This is a genomic window from Bradyrhizobium sp. CCBAU 11357, assembly GCF_028128865.1.
Lineage (GTDB): Bacteria > Pseudomonadota > Alphaproteobacteria > Rhizobiales > Xanthobacteraceae > Bradyrhizobium.
Map to the genome: position 1 here is coordinate 15,857 of NZ_LBJW01000001.1, position 22,424 is coordinate 38,280.

At 64.2% G+C, this 22,424-nt stretch carries 14 protein-coding genes, 1 tRNA gene and 2 pseudogenes; 14 read left to right on the forward strand and 3 right to left on the reverse strand.

Annotated features, from left to right (window positions below):
- Window position 1 precedes the first annotated feature (1 nt).
- The 10 genes and pseudogenes from XI05_RS00090 (at window position 2) to XI05_RS00135 (ending at window position 11,276) form a co-directional block, all read left to right on the forward strand.
- Window positions 2-385 carry a GrlR family regulatory protein gene (locus XI05_RS00090; protein ID WP_271497676.1) on the forward strand — a complete coding sequence of 128 codons (384 nt, stop codon included), beginning with the start codon at window positions 2-4 and terminating at the stop codon, window positions 383-385.
- A gap of 86 nt (window positions 386-471) precedes the next feature.
- Window positions 472-1,734 (forward strand): DUF1236 domain-containing protein, encoded by a 1,263-nt coding sequence (locus XI05_RS00095; protein ID WP_271497680.1) that lies wholly within the window; start codon window positions 472-474, stop codon window positions 1,732-1,734.
- Window positions 1,735-2,193: 459 nt separating this feature from the next.
- Window positions 2,194-3,009 (forward strand): annotated as a pseudogene (locus XI05_RS00100) (sugar phosphate isomerase/epimerase family protein).
- Between the two features lie 31 nt (window positions 3,010-3,040).
- Window positions 3,041-4,678: an ABC transporter substrate-binding protein gene (locus XI05_RS00105; RefSeq protein WP_271497683.1), complete on the forward strand. Its 1,638-nt coding sequence runs from the start codon at window positions 3,041-3,043 to the stop codon at window positions 4,676-4,678.
- Window positions 4,679-4,680: 2 nt separating this feature from the next.
- Window positions 4,681-5,664 (forward strand): ABC transporter ATP-binding protein, encoded by a 984-nt coding sequence (locus XI05_RS00110; protein WP_271497686.1) that lies wholly within the window; start codon window positions 4,681-4,683, stop codon window positions 5,662-5,664.
- Window positions 5,661-6,647, forward strand: coding sequence for an ABC transporter ATP-binding protein (locus XI05_RS00115; RefSeq protein ID WP_271497689.1), 987 nt, complete (start codon window positions 5,661-5,663; stop codon window positions 6,645-6,647). The genes XI05_RS00110 and XI05_RS00115 overlap by 4 nt, the downstream gene beginning before the upstream one ends.
- A complete protein-coding gene (locus XI05_RS00120; RefSeq protein ID WP_271497692.1) occupies window positions 6,647-7,576 on the forward strand; it encodes an ABC transporter permease in 930 nt (309 codons plus the stop codon). The genes XI05_RS00115 and XI05_RS00120 overlap by 1 nt, the downstream gene beginning before the upstream one ends.
- On the forward strand, window positions 7,573-8,433 hold the full coding sequence (locus tag XI05_RS00125) for an ABC transporter permease (RefSeq protein ID WP_271497695.1): 861 nt from the start codon (window positions 7,573-7,575) through the stop codon (window positions 8,431-8,433). The genes XI05_RS00120 and XI05_RS00125 overlap by 4 nt, the downstream gene beginning before the upstream one ends.
- A gap of 277 nt (window positions 8,434-8,710) precedes the next feature.
- The gene (ilvD, locus tag XI05_RS00130; RefSeq protein ID WP_271497699.1) at window positions 8,711-10,561 is read left to right on the forward strand and encodes a dihydroxy-acid dehydratase; all 1,851 of its coding nucleotides are present in this window, start codon (window positions 8,711-8,713) and stop codon (window positions 10,559-10,561) included.
- A 397-nt stretch (window positions 10,562-10,958) separates the two neighbouring features.
- Entirely contained in the window at window positions 10,959-11,276 is a 318-nt protein-coding gene (locus XI05_RS00135) for a hypothetical protein (protein ID WP_172788926.1), read from the forward strand.
- Between the two features lie 75 nt (window positions 11,277-11,351).
- Here XI05_RS00135 and XI05_RS00140 read toward each other — a convergent pair whose 3' ends face one another.
- Window positions 11,352-14,492, reverse strand: coding sequence for an autotransporter outer membrane beta-barrel domain-containing protein (locus XI05_RS00140; protein ID WP_271497702.1), 3,141 nt, complete (start codon window positions 14,490-14,492; stop codon window positions 11,352-11,354).
- Here XI05_RS00140 and XI05_RS00145 point away from each other — a divergent pair.
- From XI05_RS00145 to XI05_RS00160, 4 genes are all read left to right on the forward strand, one after another.
- Window positions 14,479-14,913, forward strand: a complete 435-nt coding sequence (locus tag XI05_RS00145) for a hypothetical protein (protein ID WP_271497704.1) — start codon at window positions 14,479-14,481, stop codon at window positions 14,911-14,913. The genes XI05_RS00140 and XI05_RS00145 overlap by 14 nt on opposite strands.
- A 337-nt stretch (window positions 14,914-15,250) precedes the next feature.
- Window positions 15,251-15,574 carry a hypothetical protein gene (locus XI05_RS00150; protein WP_172788970.1) on the forward strand — a complete coding sequence of 108 codons (324 nt, stop codon included), beginning with the start codon at window positions 15,251-15,253 and terminating at the stop codon, window positions 15,572-15,574.
- Between the two features lie 277 nt (window positions 15,575-15,851).
- Window positions 15,852-15,941: transfer RNA gene (locus tag XI05_RS00155), tRNA-Ser, on the forward strand.
- 161 nt (window positions 15,942-16,102) lie between these two features.
- Window positions 16,103-17,329, forward strand: coding sequence for a tyrosine-type recombinase/integrase (locus XI05_RS00160; protein WP_271497706.1), 1,227 nt, complete (start codon window positions 16,103-16,105; stop codon window positions 17,327-17,329).
- Window positions 17,330-17,575: 246 nt separating this feature from the next.
- On the opposite strand, the gene XI05_RS00165 is transcribed toward XI05_RS00160, so the two are convergent.
- Both XI05_RS00165 and XI05_RS00170 read right to left on the reverse strand, forming a co-directional pair.
- Window positions 17,576-21,979 (reverse strand): beta strand repeat-containing protein, encoded by a 4,404-nt coding sequence (locus XI05_RS00165; protein ID WP_271497709.1) that lies wholly within the window; start codon window positions 21,977-21,979, stop codon window positions 17,576-17,578.
- Window positions 21,976-22,424, reverse strand: a pseudogene (locus tag XI05_RS00170) (hypothetical protein); the annotation flags it as partial. The pseudogene XI05_RS00170 and the gene XI05_RS00165, both read right to left, overlap by 4 nt.

A 22,424-nucleotide genomic window follows, 5' to 3' on the forward strand; every position in this document is an offset into this window, starting at 1 on the left:
GATGACGGCTGGCGATGAGGCGGAAGCGGGTGAGGAGGCCCGGGTCGTCAACGGCCTCTACATCTTCGACATCGAGATGCGCGACGGCAAGCGCGGGCAGGCCAGGGGCGTGGTCGTGCTCTGCGACGGCCGCATCATGGGCGGCGACAGCTACTTCTACTACAGCGGCAGCTACACCTTCCGTAACGGCAAGTGGCGGGGCGACATGATCGTCAACCAGCACACCGAGGCGGTCGGAAGGACGCTCGCATTCGGCGGCCGGGAGGTCACCTGCGGCTTTTCCGGCGTCTATTTTCCCGGCGGTGCGGAAGTCGACGGCATGGCGCTGGTCGGCAAGACCACGGTGACATTCACGGCTCGCCTCACACTGAAGGACGCGATGTAGGCCTGATCCTTCCTCGTTCCTGCTCAGGAACCTTCGCACCCACAGAACGTTCGCGTCTGTTGTTGTGATTTTCGAGGAGAGGGATCATGCGCCGGCACTTGATGTTATCGACTGCTGCTATCGGACTGATGCTTGCTTCCGGAGTTGCCTACGCCCAGGCGCCCGGCGAGCGCAGGGACGAACCAAGACGGACCGAGGAACCGGCGAAGGGCGCCGGTCCGCAGCGCGGCGGAGCCCAGGAACGTGTTCAGGAGCGCGCGCAGGGCGCTCAAGAACGACTGCAGGGCGCGGGCCGCGAAGAGAAGGGCGGCGCTGCCAAGCAGGAGGCGAACGACGACAAGCGCCAGCCGGCCAGTTCTGCCGAGCGCAATCAGCCGAAGGGGAAGGATCAGGCACAAGAATCTCGCGAACCTTCGCGTGATCGCAACCGGGAGGCGGAGAGCATCAAGCCGGGACGCGACAGCAAGAGCAGCGCCGATACCAAGCAGGACAAGTCTGCGCCGCAGAAATCAACCGCAGACTCCGAGAAATCCAAGACGGGGCCGGCGGGCGCGGCTGGCCAGCAGAACGAGCGCACGGGAGCGACAGCCAACCAGAACGAGCGTAACCAGACCCAGCCGCCGCGCAATGCCGCCGAGCAGCAGCCGCCGGCGCAACAGAACAACCGGCCGGCCACCGCGACGGATACCAGCCGCACGGCTCCGACCAACAATGCACAGACCGCGCCCGGCTCCACGGGCACGCAAACCAATCAGGCCAACCAGACCACGCAGACCAACACGCAAGTCAATCAGCAGGCCCAGGTGACGACCGAGAGGCAGGTGCGGATCTCCGAAACCGTGAGCCGCGCGCGCCTCGCGCAGCCGGAGCGCAATCTGAACATCTCGATCCGGGTCGGCGAGACCATTCCCTCGCGCGTGCGTCTCCATCGGCTTCCGCCCGAGATCGTCTCGATCGAGCCGCAATATCGGGACTACGAGTACTTTGCCACGGAGGACGACGTCGTCATCGTGGAGCCGCGCACCCATCGCATCGTCAGCCAGGTGCCGCGCGATCCGTCGCGCGCCCGCGCGCAGATGGGCGGCAGCGCGTCGTCGAGCATGGCGGCAGCCGGCGGAAGCAATGTGAACTGCCAGATCATGCGGCGTGACGCCTCGGGCAATGTCGCCCAGGCGGAACCTTCGACCGTTGGCTCGACCGCGCGCATGGATTCCCTGAGCGTGACGGTTCAGATGCCCGGCGGCGGCTCTTCGGCGCCGATTGCGCTCGGCACTGCCGCGGGGAATATCGTGGTCGCGACGCAAGGGCAGGGCGACTGCACGGTGACGATCGAGCCGCAGACGCGCTGAGCGCCGAAACAAAATAGGCGCTGAAACGACAACGCGCCGCCCGGATGCCCCACCGGACGGCGCGTTGCTGCGTTCAATCTAAAAAGTTTCGAGGTCCGGAGTGCCTAGGAGTCCGGACCTCGTCACCTTGCCCCAGCCTTCAATCCCCCGCCCCATGTGGTCCCCCAACCCCATGTAGCGCGATCAGAGGGTGATGCCCGTGAAAGTGGCCGCCGATCGATGTCCCGCGATGTACGCGAAGGTCGGCTAGGATTCCATTCCGGATCACTACGGACACGATAGCGCTTGCCATGTGCCCGTTCGGCATCTCTCGCAGCGATCGCCGCTGCCTCACTCGCAACGCGCGCGGGCAGGAGATGTCCACATCTCGTCCGCGCTGCCGAAGACGGATTTCACCGGCCTGTCATTGAACTGGTCTAGCGCTGCTCTCCGTCATCGCTGACGACGAAGGAGCATGCCATGTCGAAGCCGGTGCTGGGCGCCGCATTGTCCATCAAATCGATCCCTGCGCATCGCGACTGGCTTCTCGAAAAGCAGCGCGATCTGGAAATCCAGGACTTCTTCCGCGCCGATCTGCTCGATAGCGACTGGCGCGCAACCGCCGGCGAGATCAAGCAGATGCTTTCCGGTCACACCGGCCGGCTCGGCATCCATGGTCCGTTCTGGGGTTTCAAGATCGACAGCCATGATCCGATGATCCGCCAAGCCGTGACCAAGCGCCTGCTGGAGGGCCTAGAGGCCGCCGAGTTCCTCGGCGCGACGCAGATGGTGATCCATTCGCCGTTCACGACCTGGGATCACAACAATCTCGATCTCTATCCGGACAACCGCGCCAATATCGTCGAGCGCGTCAAGGCGACGCTAGCCGAGGTGATCGCGCGTGCCGAGACGATCGGCTGCGAGATCGTCATCGAGAACATCGAGGACAAGGACCCGCGCGACCGCGTGCGGCTCGCCAAGGCGCTGGAAAGCAGCAAGGTCCGGGTCTCGCTCGACACCGGACACGCCAACTATGCCCACATCTCCACCGGCGCGCCGCCGGTCGATTATTACGTCGAGACCGCCGGCGACATGCTGACGCATGTGCACCTGCAGGACACCGACGGCTTTGCCGACCGGCACTGGGCGCCGGGCGAAGGCAACATTCCCTGAGTGGCCGTGTTTCGCGCACTTGGCCGGCTGACTTCGAATCCACGGCTGATCCTCGAACTCCGCAATCACGACGACGTCCGCAAGGGCGCGGCGCATCTCGCCGCGCTCGGTCTCGCCGAATAACAGATATCACCAAAGGGCAGGGGTCATCCTCATGAGCAAGCTCACCCGTCGCACCATCCTGAAATCCGGCGGCGCCGCCGCAGGCACCTTGCTGCTGCCGCGCTTTGCCATCGCGCAAGCCGACAACCGTCCATCAGTGACGATCGCGGTGCAGAAGGTCACCAACGCCAACGTGCTCGACGTGCTGCGCGAGCAGTCCAATGTCGGCGAGCGCGTGTTCTTCTCCTCGATCTGGGAAGGCCTAATCTCGAAGAACTGGCGCGGCAAGCTTGAAGCCGTGCCGGGCCTTGCCACCGAATGGCGCCGCATCGACGACCAGACGGTCGAGGTGAAGCTGCGCCAGGGCGTCAAGTTCCACAACGGTGACGAGCTGACGGCAGAAGACGTCGTGTTCACCTTCAGCCGCGAGCGCATGTTCGGCGAGACCGAGGCCAAGAACCGTTCCACCATCAAGGCCTTCGAGAAGATCCCGACGCCGCGCCCGGGCAAGGAGTTGCCGCCGGACGTCCCCGCGGTCGCACGCCGCATCTGGCCGGACCTGGTGCGCGTCGATGCCGTCGACAAGTACACGGTGCGCTTCTACAACGCGACGCCCGACGTCACCATCGAGGGCCGGCTCTCGCGCTACGGCTCGGACATCATGAACCGCCGCGCCTGGGAAGAGGCGGCGAGCTATCTCGACTGGGCCCGCAAGCCGGTGACGACCGGCCCCTACAAGGTCGTCGAGCTCAAGCCCGACGTCTCGCTGACGCTGGAAGCCCACGACGAATATTGGGGCGGCCGGCCGCCGCTCAAGCGCATCCGTTTCCTCGAAGTGCCCGAAGTCGCAAGCCGCATCAACGGGCTGCTCTCGGGCGAATACCAGTTCGCCTGCGACATCCCGCCGGACCAGATCGCCGGCATCGAGAAGAATTCCGCGTTTGAGGTGCAAGGCGGCACGATTCAAAATCACCGCCTCACCGTGTTCGACAAGAACCATGCCGTGCTCGCCAATCCGCTGGTCAGGCGCGCCTTCACCCATGCGATCGACCGCCAGGCGATTGTCGACAGCCTGTGGGCCGGCCGCACCCGCGTGCCGAAGGGCCTGCAATGGGAATTCTACGGCGACATGTTCAACGCCGACTGGAGCGTGCCGGCCTATGATCCCAAGCTGGCGCAGGATCTGCTCAAGCAGGCCAATTACAAGGGCGACCCGATCCCGTATCGTCTGCTCAACAATTACTACACCAACCAGGTCGCGACCGCGCAGATCCTGGTCGAGATGTGGAAGTCGGTCGGCCTCAACGTGCAGATTGAGACCAAGGAGAACTGGTCGCAGATCATGGAGCGCGCACCGACCCGCGCAGTGCGCGACTGGTCGAACTCGGCCGCGTTCAACGATCCGGTGTCCTCGCTGGTCGCCCAGCACGGGCCGAACGGCCAGCAGCAGCAGATCGGCGAGTGGACCAATGTCGAGCTGAACACGCTCTCCGAATTCCTGGAGACGTCAACCGACCGCGCGGCACGCAAGAAGGCGTTCCGCCGCATGCTGGAGATAGCCGAGCGCGAAGATCCCGCCTACACGGTGCTGCACCAGAATGCGACCTTCACGGCCAAGCCGAAATCGATCAAGTGGAAGGCGGCGCCCGCCTTCGCAATGGATTTCCGCGCCGGCAATTTCGAGGTCTAAAGGTGAAGCCGCTGGTCAGCATCGAGGACTTGCGCGTCGCCTTCAATGGCGTGCCGGTCCTGCGCGGCGTCGATATTACCTTGCAAAAGGGCGAGGCCATCGGCCTCGTCGGCGAGTCCGGCTCCGGCAAGTCGGTGACGTGGCTGGCCGCGCTCGGCCTGTTGCCCAGGCATGCGCAAGTCTCGGGCTCGGTGCGGCTCGACCGGCGCGAACTGCTGGGCGCACCGGCCACAGAGCTCGACCAGGTCAGGGGCGGGCGCATCGCCATGATCTTCCAGGATCCGGCGAGCGCGCTCAACCCGGTGCTGACCATCCGCAAGCAGCTCTGCGAAGCGCTGGCGCTTCATCGCAATCTCTCCGGCAACGCCGTGAAGGGGGAAGCGCGGCGGCTGCTCGACCTCGTCGGCATTCCCGACGCTGGCCGGCGGCTGGAGGCCTATCCGCATGAATTCTCGGGCGGCCAGGTCCAGCGCATCATGATTGCGATGGCGTTGGCCGGCAATCCCGATCTCCTGATCGCGGACGAGCCGACCACCGCGCTCGATGCCACCATTCAGGCGCAGATCCTGGAGCTGCTCTCCACGGTCCGCCGCGAGCTCGGCATGGCGATGGTGCTGATCAGCCACGACCTCGGCGTCGTCGCGGAGAATTGCGACCGTGTCGCGGTGATGTATGCCGGCCGCATCGTCGAGCAGGCCCCGAGCAACCAGCTGTTCGCCGATCCCGTGCATCCCTATGCGCAAGGGTTGATCGGCGCGCTGCCGCCGCTCGATGGTCCGCGGCGGCGCCTCACCGCCATCCCCGGCACCGTGCCTGATCCCGCGCACATGCCCGGCGGCTGCGCCTTCGCGCCGCGTTGCGCGCTGGTCGCGGAATCATGCGGCCTTGCGGCGCCGAGCCTGGCGCCGATCGCCGATGATCGCAGCGTCGCCTGCATCCGCGCCGAGGCCTCCCGCCGCGCGCTGCTCGGGATTGCCGCCGAATGAGCCCGCCGCTCGTCGAGGTCTCCGCGATCTCGCGCACCTATGCGATGCGATCCGGAATGTTCGGGCGAGCTGCGGCCGTGCATGCCGTCGACGGCGTGTCGCTGAGGATTGCCAGAGGCCAGACGCTGGGTCTCGTCGGCGAATCCGGTTCAGGAAAATCCACCACGGGCCGCATCGTGCTCGGCCTCGAGCCGCCCGACAGCGGCGAGGTGCGGTTCGACGGCAAGCCGATGGCCGCGCCTGGGACGACGGCGTGGCGTGCGCAGCGCGCGCGGATGCAGATGATCTTCCAGGATCCGCTCGGCGCGCTCGACCGGCGGCTGCCGGTCGCAACGCAGATCCGCGAGCCGCTCGACATTCACGGCCTCGGCACGCCCGCGATGCGCGAGGAGCGCGTCCGCGAGCTGCTGCGCGCCGTCGAGCTCACGCCGGCACATGGCGCGCGTTATCCCGGCGCGCTCTCCGGCGGCCAGCGGCAGCGCATCGTGCTGGCCCGGGCGCTCGCCACGAAGCCGGATTTCCTGGTTTGCGACGAGCCGGTCAGCGCGCTCGACGTCTCGATCCAGGCGCAGGTGGTGAACCTGCTCTGCGATCTCCAGGCGCAGCTGTCGCTGACGCTGCTGTTCATCAGCCACGATCTGCGCGTGGTCCGGCAGATCAGCAATGTCGTCGCCGTGATGTATCTCGGCCGCATCGTCGAGATCGGCAGCGCCGACGATCTGTTCGCGCGGCCCGAGCATCCCTACACCCAGGCGCTGGTCTCGGCCTCGCCAGCACCGGGCCGCCGCAGCGCGGGCCGCATCGTTCTGGCGGGCGATCCGCCGAACCCGGCCGCGCGCCCCACGGGCTGCGCCTTCCATCCGCGCTGCCCGCGGGCGATCGCACGCTGTGCGAGCGAGGTGCCGGCGCTGTCCGCCGTCGGCGGCGACAGGCAGGTCGCCTGCCATCTCGTCACCGGCGCTGCGACACGGGACGCCGCGTGATGGGACGTTATTTCGCCATTCGGATCGGACGTGCCGCGCTCACGATCGTGCTCGTCGTCACCTTCGCCTTCATCGTGTTGCGGCTGTCGGGCGATCCCGCGCTGATGATCCTGGGACCGGAGGCGCCGCCGGAGGTGCTCGCGGCATTCCGTAAGGCATGGGGCCTCGATGATCCGATCTGGGCCCAATATTTCGACTATTTCGGCGCCATCGCCAAGGGCGAGCTCGGCCGCTCCATGCGCGATGGCCGGCCCGCGATCGAGCTGGTGCTGGAGCGCATCCCGGCGACGCTGGCGCTGACGCTGCCGGCGTTCTTTTTCAAGGTGGCGCTCGGCATTCCCGCCGGGATCTACGCGGCGCTGCATCGGGGCTCGGGGATCGACCGCGCCGTGATGATGACGGCGGTCGCCGGCTTCACAGTCCCAAGCTTCGTGCTGGCGCTGCTGCTGGTGCTCGTCTTCGCCGTGCAGCTCGGCTGGCTGCCTTCGGGCGGACAGGACAGCTGGCGCCACGCCATCCTGCCGATCGCAACGCTCAGCCTCGGCGGCGCCGCGGTGCTGGCGCGCTTCACCCGCAGCGCCATGCTGGAGGTGCTGGGCCAGCCCTATATCCGCACCGCCTACGCAAAAGGCGTGCCCTGGCGCAAGGTGGTGACCTCGCATGCGTTGCCGAACGCGGCGATCCCGACCGTGACCATTCTCGGCTTCATGGTGGGTACGCTGATCGCCGGTGCGGTGGTGGTCGAGAGCGTGTTCGCCTGGCCGGGAGTAGGGCGCCTGCTCGTCGTTGCGGTTGCCAACCGCGACCTCGCGGTCGTGCAATGCATCCTGCTGCTGGTTGCGATGACCATGGTGACGTCCAACCTGGTCGTCGACTTCCTCTACGGCTTCCTCGATCCTCGCCTGCGCAGCAAGGGAGCCCATGCATGACCGACGCGACGCTGAAGGAAACGTCTGTCCGCCGCCGCATCAGCCTGCCGGCGATTCCGGTCTCGGTTGCGCTGGCGGTCAGCTGGATCGTCGCGATGCTGCTGATCGCGGCCTTCGCGGAGAAGATCGCGCCTTACGGCTTCACCCAGCTCGACCTGCGCAACCGGCTCGCCACGCCCGGCAACGCCGCGCACTGGCTCGGCACCGACGAGCTCGGCCGGGACGTGCTGTCGCGGTTGCTCGTTTCCATCCGCATCTCGCTGCTGATCGCCTTCGGCGCCACCGCGATCTCGGCCGTGGTCGGCACCACGCTCGGCTTCCTCGCCGCGCATTTTCGTGGGGCCGTCGAGCAGCTCGTGCTCATGCTGTCCGACTTCCAGGCCAGCATGCCCTTCCTGATCATGGCGCTGGCCGTGCTCGCCTTCTTCGGCAATTCGCTGCCGCTCTTGATCGGCCTGATGGGCCTGTTCGGCTGGGAACGCTATGCGCGCATTGCGCGCGGCCTTGCCATCTCCGCCAACGCGCAAGGCTACGCCGCCGCGGTCCGCCAGTTAGGGGCAACGCCGTCGCGGATCTATCTCCGGCACATCCTGCCCAACATCGCCTCGACCTTGATCGTCTCGACGACGCTGGTCTTCCCCGAGGTGATCCTGATGGAATCCGGCCTGTCCTTCCTCGGCCTCGGCGTGCAGCCGCCGATGACCAGCCTCGGCAACATGGTCGGCTACGGCCGCGAATATCTGACCCGTGCGCCCTGGATCATGCTGGCACCGGCGACGACCATCGTGGTGACCACGCTGGCCGTCTCCGTGATCGGCGACTGGTTGCGCGACCGGCTGGATCCGACGCTGCAATAGGGGCTCATATCTCGTGTCCCGGACGCGCGAAGCGCGAGCCGGGACCCAGCAGGCCACATGGGCCCCGACTCTGCAGCGCATCGTCGCGCGGGACGATGCTTCGCTGACGCTGCACTGCCTGCGGGGCACGTGCGAGCCCCCGCGCGGGGAGCAGGGGAGCCCTGTCCGCCCCAAGTTCCCGTTGCGCCCGCCGGGTCCGTGCGCTATCCGGCCGGAAAGGCCTGAGGCGGCTCCACATTTTCCCGCCCGGCCCGCAAACCCGAGGACGGAAACCGCCATGCCAGCCTATCGCTCCCGCACCACCACCCACGGCCGCAACATGGCGGGCGCCCGCGGCCTCTGGCGCGCGACCGGCATGAAGGACGCCGATTTCGGCAAGCCGATCATCGCGGTGGTCAATTCCTTCACCCAATTCGTGCCCGGCCACGTCCACCTCAAGGACCTCGGCCAGCTGGTGGCCCGCGAGATCGAGCAGGCCGGCGGCGTCGCCAAGGAGTTCAACACCATCGCGGTCGATGACGGCATCGCGATGGGCCATGACGGCATGCTCTACAGCCTGCCGTCGCGCGAACTGATCGCCGACAGCGTCGAGTACATGGCGAACGCGCATTGCGCCGACGGCCTCGTCTGCATTTCCAATTGCGACAAGATCACGCCCGGCATGCTGATGGCAGCGCTCAGGCTCAACATTCCCGCCGTGTTCGTCTCGGGCGGGCCGATGGAGGCCGGCAAGGTCAAGCTGGCCGGCAAGACCAAGGCCGTCGACCTCATCGACGCCATGGTGGCGGCGGCCGATAGCAACGTCAGCGACGACGACGTCAAGGTGATCGAGCGCTCGGCATGCCCGACCTGCGGCTCCTGCTCGGGCATGTTCACCGCCAATTCCATGAACTGCCTGACCGAGGCGCTCGGCCTCGCGCTGCCCGGCAATGGCTCGGTGGTCGCAACCCATGCCGACCGCAAGCGCCTGTTCGTCGAGGCCGGCCACACCATCGTCGATCTGGTCCGCCGCTATTACGAGCAGGACGATGCATCCGTGCTCCCGCGCAACATCGCGAACTCTAGGGCGTTCGAGAACGCGATGACGCTCGACATCGCCATGGGCGGCTCGACCAACACCGTGCTGCATCTGCTTGCCGCCGCCCATGAAGGGCAGGTCGAGTTCACCATGCGCGACATCGACCGGCTGTCGCGCCGCGTGCCCGTGCTCTGCAAGGTCGCACCCTCCGTCGCCGACGTGCATGTCGAGGACGTGCACCGCGCCGGCGGCATCATGGGAATTCTCGGCGAGCTCGATCGCGCCGGCCTGATCGACACCTCTGTTACGACCGTGCACGCGCCGACCATGAACGAGGCGCTGGAGCGCTGGGACATCAAGCGCACCAAGAGCGAGACGGTGCGCACTTTCTATCGCGCCTCGCCCGGCGGCATCCCGACGCAAGTCGCCTTCAGCCAGGAGCGCCGCTACGACGAGCTCGATGCCGATCGCGAGAAGGGCGTCGTGCGCGACCTCGAACACGCCTTCAGCAAGGACGGCGGTCTCGCCGTGCTCTACGGCAACCTCGCGCAGGACGGCTGCATCGTGAAGACCGCCGGCGTCGATGCCTCGATCCTGAAATTCTCCGGCCCCGCGCGCGTGTTCGAAAGCCAGGACGCGGCGGTCGAAGGCATTCTGGGCGGCAAGGTCGTCGCCGGCGAGGTCGTCGTGGTGCGCTATGAGGGCCCGCGCGGCGGCCCCGGCATGCAGGAGATGCTGTATCCGACCAGCTATCTGAAATCGATGGGCCTCGGCAAAGCCTGCGCGCTCGTCACCGACGGCCGCTTCTCCGGCGGTTCCTCGGGTTTGTCGATCGGCCATCTGTCGCCGGAAGCGGCCGAAGGCGGCAACATCGGTCTCGTGCGCACAGGGGACATCATCGCCATCGACATCCCGAACCGCAGCATCAGCCTCGAGGTCTCCGACGAGGAGCTCGGCAAGCGCCACGCTGCGGAGGAGGCGAAGGGCGATGCCGCCTGGCAGCCGGCCAACCGCAAGCGCAACGTCTCCACCGCGCTGCAGGCCTACGCCGCGCTCACCACCAGCGCCGCGCGCGGCGCGGTGCGCGAGGTGAAGCGGCGCGGCAAGTAAGCGCCTGATCGGCACCAAAAGGCTGGATCGACGATCTTCGGAACGACGCGCGGCTCCGCGCGAGCACGCGCATGCGCCGTTGCAGGAAACGCGAAGCCGAAACGGAGATTCGGAAAGAACGGCCCCCGCCTCCCCGGGGGGCGTGGGCTGGTTGGGTGGGGAGCGGGAGCCGTTTGCGCAGTGGGCACCCGACGTGCGGGCTCGCCCGCCAGGCACCATCAACTTAGTGCATTTGTCCACATTTCGCTATTTAATTTCTATTAATTTTATTTTTATTTGCTATTTAATTATGCCATTGTGAAAAATCGTCGAAATCCCTTTTTCCGAATTCGGCCGAGGCGGTCGCCGTATCGAGATCCGTCCGCACAAGTCCGGATTTCCAGTAGCGGAGTTAGCCATGAGTCATTCTCCCTCACTCGTGCCGCAAATCACGACAGACCGGGACGTCTATCTCGTGCTCGATGACTTCGGCCGCCGGCTGGGCCGGGCCTGGTGTGAGACGGCCGAGGAGGACGCCAATCGCGCGACCCTGCTCAGGCATCTCGCCGAGGGGCAGTATCTCCATCCCACACGGATCGTGGCCTTCAATACCGCGGAGGGATGGTCGCGGGATGCCACCGCCGAAATCGCCGATGAGCTGCGCCGCCGCTTCGTCGAGCTCGAGGAGACCGATCCCTCGCTGCTGGAGTTCCTGGAAAGAGCAGCGAGGCGTTGAAGCTCGACTGTCGAAGGCCGTCGCGACGGCGCTGCAGGCTAGGCCGCGCTCAGCACCAGCGGCGCGCGAAGTAGGCTAGAACGCCCAGGAGAATTTGCCCTTGGCAGCGTGATCGGTGACGGTGTTGCCGATCTGGCCCACATAGGAGAGGCCGACCGTGATGTGTCGGCCGAACGAAAGATCGAAGCCCGCTTCGGTGAGCAGCGAGTCGCGCGCGATCGGCGCACCGGCGATCGTGAACGATGCCGGCGCGACCTGGAACGCCATCACGGCAGCCGGGGTCACGTTGTTGAAGGCATGCTGCCAGGCGACGGTCGCCCTCGGGATCAGCGTCATGTCGAGCGCCAGTGGCACGAAAGTGGCGGCGCGCGCGCCGAGCGTCGCATAGCCGGTTTCGAAGGTCTGCGCCGCAACGTTCAGTGCCGCCGGACCGCCGAGCTCGGCGGTCGCATCGGTATGCACGCGCACCCACGCGGCCCCAGCGAAGGGCTCAAACGCCACCTTGCCGAATGCGACGCCGTAGCCGAGCTCGCCGAAGATCTGCCCGGTGCTGCCGTCAGTCCGCGAGGTCAGGCGATCGGCCAAGCCGACGATGTTCACCATCCGATCGGTATCGATCTTGTGGAATGCATAGGCGCCGCCCGCCCGCAGATTGATGTTGCCGAAGCGCCAGCCGCCATAGCCGGCGATGTGGGCGGTATCGACGTTCGAAGAGCCGCGACCGTCGAGCAAGTTCTTGGTGCCGGTATAGCCTGCGGCCAGGCCGAGACGGCCGGCGCCGCCGACGCGCGTATCGAAGCCCGTGATGAAGCCGGCGAGATCGCGCCGCACGCCGGTTGCATTGCCGTCGCCGCTGAACGTGCCCCACGCGCCCAGGCCCTGAGCCCAGAACACGGTGTCGGAGATCGGTCGCGGCGGCGCCATCGGCGCTTTGGTCGCCACAGGCGATTTGCCGTAGGCGAGGGCGGTCTCCATGGCGTAGGCGGCGAACGCGGTCTGGGGGCCGCCAAGCGAGAACGCGGCCACGGAGTCCATGTCACCGCCATACGAGGCCTGCCGCAAGCGGCCGAAGATCGCGCCGCGCATTGCCAGGCTGTCGTTCGCCAGAGTCCCGACCGTGGAGGCGTGCACCTCGCCCGACAATTGATCCAGCGCGGCGTTGAGTTGCGGCGAAGTCAATCCGATCAGCGCCGAGAATGCGCTGCTGCCGCCGAGAAAGGCGGAATCGACCGCGCCTGCGGTCGCGATCTGGTTGCGGGTGCCGTTGACCAGGAACGGCGAGACGAGCGCCTGGTCGAGCACGAGATAGACGTTATTCGCGTCGTACTCGATATGCGGCCGCGTGGCCCCGAAATTGCCCGAAACGGTCAGCGCTCCGAAGGTCCCGCCGAGTGTGCCCGCGGCGTTGAGCACGGTGTAATGAGTGCCCGCCGTATAGGCCCCGCCGCTGCCGATGGCGCGCAGCGTGCCGGCGAGGGTCGCGTTACCGGTCACGTTGGTGCGGTCCGCCGTGGCCGGCGAGACCTCGACGACGTAATTGCTGCCACCGGTGAAGGTGAGATTGCCACTCACCGTCATCGTGCCGATCGAGTTGCCTGGCGCGAGCGAGCCGCCGGCGTTGATGATGGTCGACGACACCATGCCGGTGCCGCCGAGCGTGCCGCCGGCATTCACCGTGAAGCCGCCGGTCGAGGTCATGTCGCCGTTCACCGACAAGGTGCCGCCATTGATCGTCACGAATGCGGTCGTCGTCGACGCTCCCGTGAGCGCCCAGTTCGAGGCGCCTGTCTTGTCGATCAGCCCCCAGCCGGTGTCGATCTGGCTCGCATTGAACGTGTTCGCCCCCGTGCCGGAGAAGCGGATCGTATCGGCGCCGCTGCCGACGACCAAGCCAGTGAGCGTGGCGCCGGGGCCCTGCATCTCCAGCGTGCTTCCGGCGTTGTCGAACCGCACCGCCTCGAAAAACGCCGCGATCGTGCCGGCATTGACGATGGTCGTGGCGCCGAAGGCACGGACACCTCCGGCCCCACTGATGGTGCCGAAATTGTTGATGATGTTGTTCGTGCCGTTGACCGTGATGCCGATGAACTGGGATGCGGCGACGGTCGCGCCCGCGGCGATGTTGATGGTCGCGCCGCCGCTGCCGGATGCAGTCGCGCCGATGCCCGGGGTGGTGAAGCCGCCGGCGCTGCCGAGGACGGTGCCGGCATTCACGTTGACGGTGATGCGGCCATCGACGGCATTGGCGATGATGCCGCCGCCGAAGGGTCCTTGGATGTTGCCGGACGTGGTGATGTTGATGTTGCCGCTTCCCGCCGTGGCTGCGTTGATGCCCGTCGACAGGACATCGATGGTGCCGCTGCTGGTGATGGTGATATCGCGGGAATTTGCGGCGTTGGAGATCACCGCATTGATGCCGATGTCGCCTCCGGTGATCGCACCCGCCTGCTGCACCGTCACGGCACCGGTGCCGCCGGTAAGGGCCTGGATGCCGGTGGCCGCAATGTCGGTCAGCGTGATCGCGCTGCTGGATGTCGTGCTCACCGCAACGGATCCCGATCCGGCGGCGCCGATGCGCGCGAGGATGCCGGAACTCGTCGCGAAGATGGTACCACCCGTCTGGCCGACAGCAACATCGCCGTTCCCCGTGGCGAGGAGGGCGTCGGCCAGGATGCCGGTCTGGAACGAGGTCGCGGCGCTGGCGCCGCCGATCGTGGCATCCGAATTGACGCTCAGTGCGCCGGTCGCGAAGGTGGCGAGGCCTCGGGATGCGGTCGCGCCGCTCGCGTTGATGATGGTGCCGTTGCCGGTCAGTGCAACCGAGACGTCCCGGCCGGTGATCGAGGCACCACTGCCGGCGGCCGACAGCGTTGTCAGCGAGCCGCCGTTCAGCACGACGTTCGCCGAGCCAGTGGAGGCGTTTGCAAAAATGCCGATGGATCCCTGGAAGTTCGGCGTCACGGGTGTTCCGCTGGTCCCGATGGTGATGCTGCCGGAGGCGAGCAGATTGAGACCGGGCGAATTGCCAGCCAGGTTGCTGGCGCTGCCGTTGCCGGAATAGGTGATATTTCCCGCGCTGGTGCTGACGGCCAGCGCACTCGCCGGCTGACTGGTGGTCAGGGCGCCGTTGTTGTCGACGGTGACGTCGCCACCGCTCGCGGCGACGGCGAGCCCGTAGCCACTGACCGTCTGGCCGGCATTGATGGTGGCGCTCACCGACCCCGTGCTGAAGGCTTGCGTCCGATCGGTCGATGACGCGCTGGCCGCGTCCGTATTGACCGTGTTTGTGGTGACCGTGCTGTTGCAGGTGACCGTGTTGGGACTCGCCGTGACGGCGCAGGCGGCGAGGGCGCTGCCGGGATGCCCGGCGACGATTGCGATGGATGCGGCCGCGAAGACCGCAAGCAAGGAAGACCTGTTACCGAATGAGAGCTTGCCGCCCAAGGCGCGCCGGTCGCGCCGCGACACTGACCAAAGATGCATCCGCCACCCCTGCCGACAGCTAAGCAATCTTAAGCTGCCGGCCGATGATTCCTTGCGGCGGATCATGTCAGATCTGACGGCGTGGGTCAGCCGGTTGGGCCACAACCTGGGCGAGATAGATGCACAAGATGCGGTCATCAGCCGCGCGGATTGACGGATTTTCGGCGGGTGTGATCCCAGAGCAACGCGGACGGGCGAGCCGTCATTCGGCCCGATGCGATCGGCGCGCTCTGCGATGCCGATCCGGGATCGCCTTTGCCCGTTCTGAAAGCGCCGTTTCGTCTGCCCGTCGCGCGATGGTCAATGAGTTCTGAACGTCCGGCGAAAGCGTGCCATTCGCATTAAGGATGCCTTGATGAACTTCAGCAGCCCTGGATTTTGCGGCGTATACTCGCGCCCACCTTCGCAAATCCATTTCGGGCAACTGGGGCACCACCGCAATGTCTCGTACTCTCGCCGTTGTCTTCTCCACGGCCGTCGCCGCGATTTCCATGACGGGCGCAGCCTCCGCCGGCTGCTACAATTGCTACACGCCTCCGCCGTGCACGACCTGCTATCAGCAGCAATACGTGCCGCCGCAATACCGCACCGTCGACGAGACCGTGATGGTCTCGCCTGGCTCCGTCGTCGCGCATCGCACGCCGGCGCAGTATCGCACCGTGATGGTGCCGCAGACCGTGATGGTGGCGCCGCCGGGCGTCCAGTACGAGCGCATCCCGCCGCAATACGCCACCCGCCAGCGCGTCGAGATGGTCTCGCCCGGTTATTCCTATTACGCCCCGGTGCAGATGAACTGCGCATCCTGCGGCTACTGACGCCCGCGCAAGAGAACCGTCTTCGACCGGCGCTCCCCACGGGGCGCCGTTTGCTTTTGGCGAAGCGCAAAACGAGGCCCGGGTATGGAGACCAATCCGGCCGGGCCTCGCAACCAGCGACGCCCTGGGAGATGTCGCCAGTGTCTGCGGATTTGCGAAGGCACAGCCTAAGCGAACAGGCTGACGCTTGCCTGACAACAGGCCGGAGGCGAGGGCAGGCCAACTTCGCGTTGCCTTGGGCGGGCGACTGGGTTAAGCGACAGCCATTCCAGGCTCAGGAAGGGTGGCCGAGTGGTTTAAGGCACCGGTCTTGAAAACCGGCGTGCCCGCAAGGGTACCGTGGGTTCGAATCCCACCCCTTCCGCCAGTATATTGTTCTCCACTGTTCGCAGTCGTTCGAAGTCCACAGCAAAATCAGTAACTTGCGCCGAAGACCTGTACTTCGCAGTTCGTCGGTGTTCTCCCTAATCGGGATACTGACCGTAGCTTTAGACCGTGGGTTCGGAGGACGGTTTTCTCGGGGGAACAATGGCTGGAAGGCTGAAACCACTTGACGTAGAGCGCCAAAACAAGCCCGGCAAATATGCGGACGGCGAAGGTCTCTACTTGATCGTCAACGGACCGACATCGAAGAGCTGGTCCTACCGATATTGGAAAGACGGCAAGGAGCGCTGGCACGGGCTCGGCTCCTTCAAGGATGTGTCGCTAAAGGATGCGCGGCTCGCTCGGGACGCAGCCCGGCTGCGCGTGAAAGGCGACCGCAGCACGGCCGGCGTTGACATTGTTCAGGAGAGGCGAAAGGAACGCGAGGAGACGAAAGCCGCCGAAGCTAAAGTGGTATTGTCGACGTTCGAGGAATGTGCGGAAGCCTACATTCGGACGAACTGGTCGATGTGGAGCGAGAAGCATCGCGATCAGTGGCCAGCCTCTCTCAAGCGCTACGCCTATCCCATAATCGGCAAGCTGACGATCCCCGAGATCAAGCCAAGCCACATCCACGATCTGTTGCAGCCGATCTGGGTGGAGAAGCGTGAGACTGCGAACCGCGTTCGCGGCCGGATCGAAACGATCATTGCAAAGAACGTTGATATCGACGATCCAGACTTCCGAAATCCGGCCGAGCTTACGAGGCAGTTGCGCGAAAAGCTACCAAAGCGCCCTAAGCGGGTCGTCCGCCATCACCCCGCCTTGCCGTACACCGAGGCGCCGGCGTTCATGAAGCTGCTTGCCGGTGCGCCCGGGACAGCCGCAGCCATGCTCCGCTTCCTAATCTTCACGGCTTGCCGGACGAACCAGGCCGTCGAAGGGCTGTGGTCTGAGATCGATCGGCCAAGCTCGACTTGGAAAATCCCCGGTGAGAGAATGAAGATGGACCAGGACCACTACGTCCCTTTAACGGATCCCGCGTTGGCGGTCCTCGACGAGATACGCGACGGCCGCCAAGGCGAACTCATCTTCACCAATCCGGAAGGCGGCGCATTCTCCGAAAACGCGATGCTCGCGGTACTTGAACGTCTCGGCTATGGACATGTAACGGTGCACGGATTTCGGTCGACCTTCGCAACTTGGGCTGAGGAATGCACCGACTATCCGGATGGCGTACGCGAAGCTGCATTAGCTCACAAATACAAGAGCGAGACCACCGCAGCCTATCAACGAGGTCAAAAGCTGGAAAAGCGCCGGGCGCTAATGAAAGATTGGGCCTTATTCCTGAGCGGCGCCAATGTGACGCAATTGGACCGGAGGACGGCGTAGAACCTGGAGCTGCTGCACTTAGGACACTGAGGGTCAAAAGCGTTGGTTGCGTCCAACTCGACGTCGTCCGGTGTGCCCCAAGAAGCCGACCTAACAACGCGCTCGGCAAACGAGAGCTGCAGCGCGTCCGAACCAAGGGTCCAGCTCCAAGGCACGATGAGCCAGCCGTATTGCCTTCGCCTCGTCTGGCAAAAATCCAGCAGGTCGGCCTTTCCGTCCCTGATGTTCTCCCCTGAGCGTTGACCGTTAGATGTGGAGGAGAAAATCCTGACTGGACAGTATATTCGCATTTACATTGGTCAAGACAATTTCCATATCCGCCGCCCCTTCGCTCTGCGCAGTGGCCGAGCTGTTGACGTAGACAATCGTATTCGCGCCGCTCTGAATCCACCCGATACTGTGCGCTGCGACTTGGGCGCTCCCGCTTAGCAACCCTTGTACACTCGTCACCCCTGAGATCGCGGAGGTGTCGATGATGTCTGTACCGTGAACGAAATCACCGATCGTGTCGTGGTTTGCAACGGTGGAATCGGAAACCGCTACGAATACGAATTGGTCGCTTCCCGCACCTCCTATCAACGTGTCGGCACCTCCTCGGCCCTGGATCACGTCATTTCCTGCTTGGCCGTCCAACGTGTTGTTGCCCGCATCGCCAAAAATGAAGTCAGCGAAGGATGACCCACGGACGGCATTCACGCCGGTGAAGGTATCTGTCCCGGTGCCTGCGAGGTCACCGGAGGCCGTTCCATGGGAGTTGCCGGCGGCTAGATCGACAGTCACCCCATCCAGAGCATTGTAGAATGCAATGCGAGTATTGCCGTTGCCGGTAACGGTGTCATTGCCGTCCATTCCCTCGAACTCGTTGAGCGTACCGAAATCGCCGGCATTTGCACCTGAGGTGCCAAAGTTGGTTGCGATGAAAATATCGTCGAAGTTAGTCCCGCGAATCGCCTCAATCGATCGAAGAGTGTCTGTTCCGATCGAAGCGTCGCCGGTCACAACGCCCGAACCCATATCGACTTGAATACCTGCCGCGGAACCGTCGTTGTTGTAGAACGCCCGGTCGAAGCCAGTTTTACCGTCGATGAAGTCATTGCCGCCGCGACCGGCAAAATCTTCAGCTGTACCATTGGGATTGTTGGAGCCGGTGATGGTATCGGCGAATGACGACCCTGACACCGAACTAACGCCCGAGAAGCTGTCGGTGCCTACCGACGCATCGCCGGTTGCGGTACCCGACGCACCGCTGGTGGTGCTGGTCCAGCTATTGAGGCCAAAAGTGATCGTCACGGGACCGGTTGCATTGGTGTAGATTAAACGCGTGTTGCCGTTGCCGGTAATGGCATCGTCACCACCAAGTCCCTCGAACTGGTTGAAGCTGCCGTTGTTACCGACGTTAAGTGCGCCTGCGAGGCCGTATCCCATTGCCACATAGGTGTCGGCAAGGACGGTTCCCTGGATGGCTTCGATCGAACGCAGCGTGTCCGTACCGATCGAGGAGTCGCCCGTGGCCGTGCCGGACGCCATGTCAATGGTGACGCTGCCGGTCGAAAGATAGATGTTGTTGTAGCTTGCGGTATCGAAGCCGCCGCGACCGTCGACCGTGTCGTTGCCGCCAAGCCCGTTAAATATCTCGTTGATGCCGCTTCCCGACAAGGAATCGGCGAACATCGTGCCCATCACGGCATTGACGCCAGTGAACGTATCGCTTCCGACCGAGACGTCCCCGGTAGCCGTGCCGGCTGCTATGTCCACCGCGACGCCTGCAGTCGCATTGTTGAATCCGATGCGCGTGTTGCCGTTTCCGGTGATGATATCGTTGCCGCCTTCGCCGGTGAACTCATTGAAGGTCCCGAGCGAGCCGGAGTTCGTGCTGGTGCTGCCAAATCCAACGGCGTTGTAGGTATCGGCAAAATTGGTGCCACGCACCGCTTCGATCGACACAAGTGTATCAGAACCAACCGTGGCATCCCCCGTCAGGGTGCCTGCCGCGAGATTGACAGTGGTACCTGACGTGGTGGTCGGATCGTTATTGTAGTCGACGCGGTCGAAGCCGCCACGCCCGTCGATCACGTCGTTGCCAGCGAACCCGGCAAATACCTCGATCGTACCGAATCCATTGTTGCTTCCGAAAAGGGTATCGGCGAACGAAGAGCCCCAGACTGCAAGAATTCCGGAGCCAACAAACGTGTCGTGACCAACGGACCCATCTCCATCCGCCGTTCCGGCAGCGACGTCGACAGTCACGCTGGCAGTGGCGCTTAGGTAGGAAACCCGCGTCAGAGCCGCGCCCAAAGGATTCACGTCACTCAGAATGGTGTCGTTGCCAGCGCGGCCCTCGAACTCGTTGAACCCGATCGGCGTACCGGGCGTACCGGTGACCCCGGCGAAACCGGTCGCATTAAATATGTCCGCAAAATCACTGCCGACCACGCTTTCGATCGCAACGAGCGTATCGGTACCCACTCCCGGCCCGGATGCCGTTCCGGCCGCAAGGTTCACGGAAATCCCGCCCGTGGCATCGGTATAGACCGCGCGGTCGAAATCGGTCCCGCCATCGAGCAGATCGTTGCCGCCGAATCCCTGAAGCCGATCATTTCCCGCAAGCCCGAAAATTTCATCCGCTTGGCTCGTTCCGAGCAGCACATCCGAGCCCGTGGTGCCGTTGGTGGCGTTGGGAAAGATGAAGTCGGTCTGTTGGAGACTTGTTACACCTGTCAGCGTCAGAGTATTTCCGCTTCCGACATCGATGATGGTGTTGCTGCCGCTCACCGTTGCCCTTGCTTGAACATCTGCGAGCGTGAAGAAGCCTGACAACCCTGTCAGGTCGATCGTGTCGCCTTGGGTACGGTTGAAGTCCGTGATGGTGTCTGCCCCGTCACCGTCGGCGTAGACAAAGGTGTCGGCCCCGTTCCCGCCGGTTAGGGTATCGGTGCCACCGCGGCTGTCGATCCGATCATTGCCGTCCCTGCCGTCGAGGGCATTGGCGTTGGCATCGCCGAGAATGACGTCAGCGAAAGATGAACCGCGGACGGCATTCACGCCGGTGAACGTGTCTGTCCCGACACCTGCGAGGTCGCCGGAGGCAGTCCCGTGGGAGTTGCTGGCCGCGAGATCGACGGTCACTCCATCGAGAGCATTGTAGTATGCGATGCGGGTATTGCCGTTGCCGGTGATCGTGTCATTGCCGGCAATTCCCTCAAACTCGTTGAGGATACCGAAGTCGCCGACATTTGCGCCGGAGACGCCGAAATTGGTCGCGACAAAAGTGTCGGCGAAGCTGGTTCCGCGGATCGCTTCGATGGATCGGAGGGTGTCCGTTCCGATAGCAGCGTCGCCGGTTACCACGCCCGAAGCCATATCGACTTGAATACCCGACGCCGAACCATCGTTGTTGTAGAAAGCCCTGTCGAAACCAGTTTTACCGTCGATGAAGTCATTGCCGCCGCGACCGGCAAATTCCTCCGAGGTGTTGTTTGGATTGTTCGAGCCGGTGATGGTGTCGGCAAATGACGACCCCGACACCGAGCCGACACCAGAGAAGGTATCGGTCCCTACGGACCCATCGCCCGTAACGGTCCCCGACGCGCCGCTGGTGGTGCTGGTCCAGCTATTAAGGCTAAAGGTGATCGTCACGGGACCGGTCGCATTGGCGTAGATCAGACGGGTGTTGCCATTACCGGTGATGATGTCGTTACCGCCCATTCCCTCGAATTGATTCAAGCTGCCATTGTTGCCGACATTGGCATAGGGAAGGCCGGTCGCGAGATCGATAACGCCGGTGACGCCAAAATTAGTCGCGTCATATGTGTCGGTAAAATTAGTGCCCTGAATGCCTTCGATTGAACGCAAAGTGTCGGTGCCGCTCGAGGCATCGCCGGTTACTGTTCCAGCTGCAAGGTGAACGCTAATCCCACCCGTCGTGAAGGTTAGGTTGGCATATTGCGCCGTGTCGAAGCCGCCCTTTCCGTCGATGAAATCATCGCCGGCAAGACCCATGAAGTTCTCATTGGCGCCGCTTCCCGAAAATGTGTCGGCAAACATCGAGCCTATGACGGCGTTGACGCCGGTGAACGTATCGGTACCCACGGAGGCATCGCCGGTTGCAGTGCCCGCGAGAAAATCGACAGTCACCCCGGCGGTTGATTGCGTATATTGGAGTCGGGTGTTGCCGTTGCCGATGATGTTATCGTTGCCGCCCACGCCTTCGAAATTGTTGAAGGTGCCGCTCGATCCGGCATTGGTGCTGGTGCCGCTGAAACCAGTGGCATCGTAAGTATCGGCGAAGATGGTGCCGCGGACGCCTTCCACCGAACGCAGCGTATCGGTCCCGATCGTCGCGTCGCCAGTGACGGTACCGGCCGCAAGATTGACGGTTATGCCCGTGGTGGTGGTTGCGTCGTTGTTGTAGACGGCAAAATCGTAGCCGCCGCGGCCATCGATCAGATCGTTGCCGGCACGAGCGTCATATTGCTCGAACGTGCCGTTCCGATTGTCGCTGCCCCTCAGCGTGTCTCCAAATGCTGACCCAATGACCGAATTGACATTGGTGAAGGTGTCGTTGCCGACTGATGCATCGCCGTTCGCTGTTCCCGCGGCAAAATCAACGACCACTGCCGCTGTGGCACTGACATAGGAAATGCGGGTCACAATCTCTCCGGAAGGATTGACCGTGCCGGCGATGATGTCGTCCCCCCCATGCCTTCGAAGCTGTTCAAGCCAATTGGCGTGCCAGGCACCCCGGAATTGCCGCTGAAACCGACCGCGGAGTAGTGATCGGCAAAGTTGCTGCCCTGGATGGCTTCGATACCGACCAGAATGTCGGTGCCAACCCCCGGACCCGTCACAGTTCCTGCCGTCAGATCGGCGGTGATGCCCCCGGTCGCGTCGACATAGACCGCGCGATCAACGCCCGACAAACCGTTGAATGTGTCATTACCGCCGAAGCCTTGGAATGCATCGTTCCCGGCGGTCCCTGTCAGGGTGTTGTCGCCAGCGTCGCCCAGAATGGCGCCGGGCACGCCGACAGAATAGACCACGGCGCCGCTGGTCGCGATGTTGCCGGCGGCATCGCTGACCCGGGCCGTCAGCGAGT

What these genes read in the sequence shown, in the direction of transcription:
- XI05_RS00145 (WP_271497704.1), top strand. Translation starts at nt 14,479, where the DNA reads ATGGTGGCGCTCACCGACCCCGTGCTGAAGGCTTGCGTCCGATCGGTC.
- XI05_RS00125 (WP_271497695.1), top strand. Translation starts at nt 7,573, where the DNA reads ATGACCGACGCGACGCTGAAGGAAACGTCTGTCCGCCGCCGCATCAGC.
- XI05_RS00160 (WP_271497706.1), top strand. Translation starts at nt 16,103, where the DNA reads ATGGCTGGAAGGCTGAAACCACTTGACGTAGAGCGCCAAAACAAGCCC.
- XI05_RS00120 (WP_271497692.1), top strand. Translation starts at nt 6,647, where the DNA reads ATGGGACGTTATTTCGCCATTCGGATCGGACGTGCCGCGCTCACGATC.
- ilvD (WP_271497699.1), top strand. Translation starts at nt 8,711, where the DNA reads ATGCCAGCCTATCGCTCCCGCACCACCACCCACGGCCGCAACATGGCG.
- XI05_RS00095 (WP_271497680.1), top strand. Translation starts at nt 472, where the DNA reads ATGCGCCGGCACTTGATGTTATCGACTGCTGCTATCGGACTGATGCTT.
- XI05_RS00150 (WP_172788970.1), top strand. Translation starts at nt 15,251, where the DNA reads ATGACGGGCGCAGCCTCCGCCGGCTGCTACAATTGCTACACGCCTCCG.
- XI05_RS00105 (WP_271497683.1), top strand. Translation starts at nt 3,041, where the DNA reads ATGAGCAAGCTCACCCGTCGCACCATCCTGAAATCCGGCGGCGCCGCC.
- XI05_RS00090 (WP_271497676.1), top strand. Translation starts at nt 2, where the DNA reads ATGACGGCTGGCGATGAGGCGGAAGCGGGTGAGGAGGCCCGGGTCGTC.
- XI05_RS00135 (WP_172788926.1), top strand. Translation starts at nt 10,959, where the DNA reads ATGAGTCATTCTCCCTCACTCGTGCCGCAAATCACGACAGACCGGGAC.
- XI05_RS00115 (WP_271497689.1), top strand. Translation starts at nt 5,661, where the DNA reads ATGAGCCCGCCGCTCGTCGAGGTCTCCGCGATCTCGCGCACCTATGCG.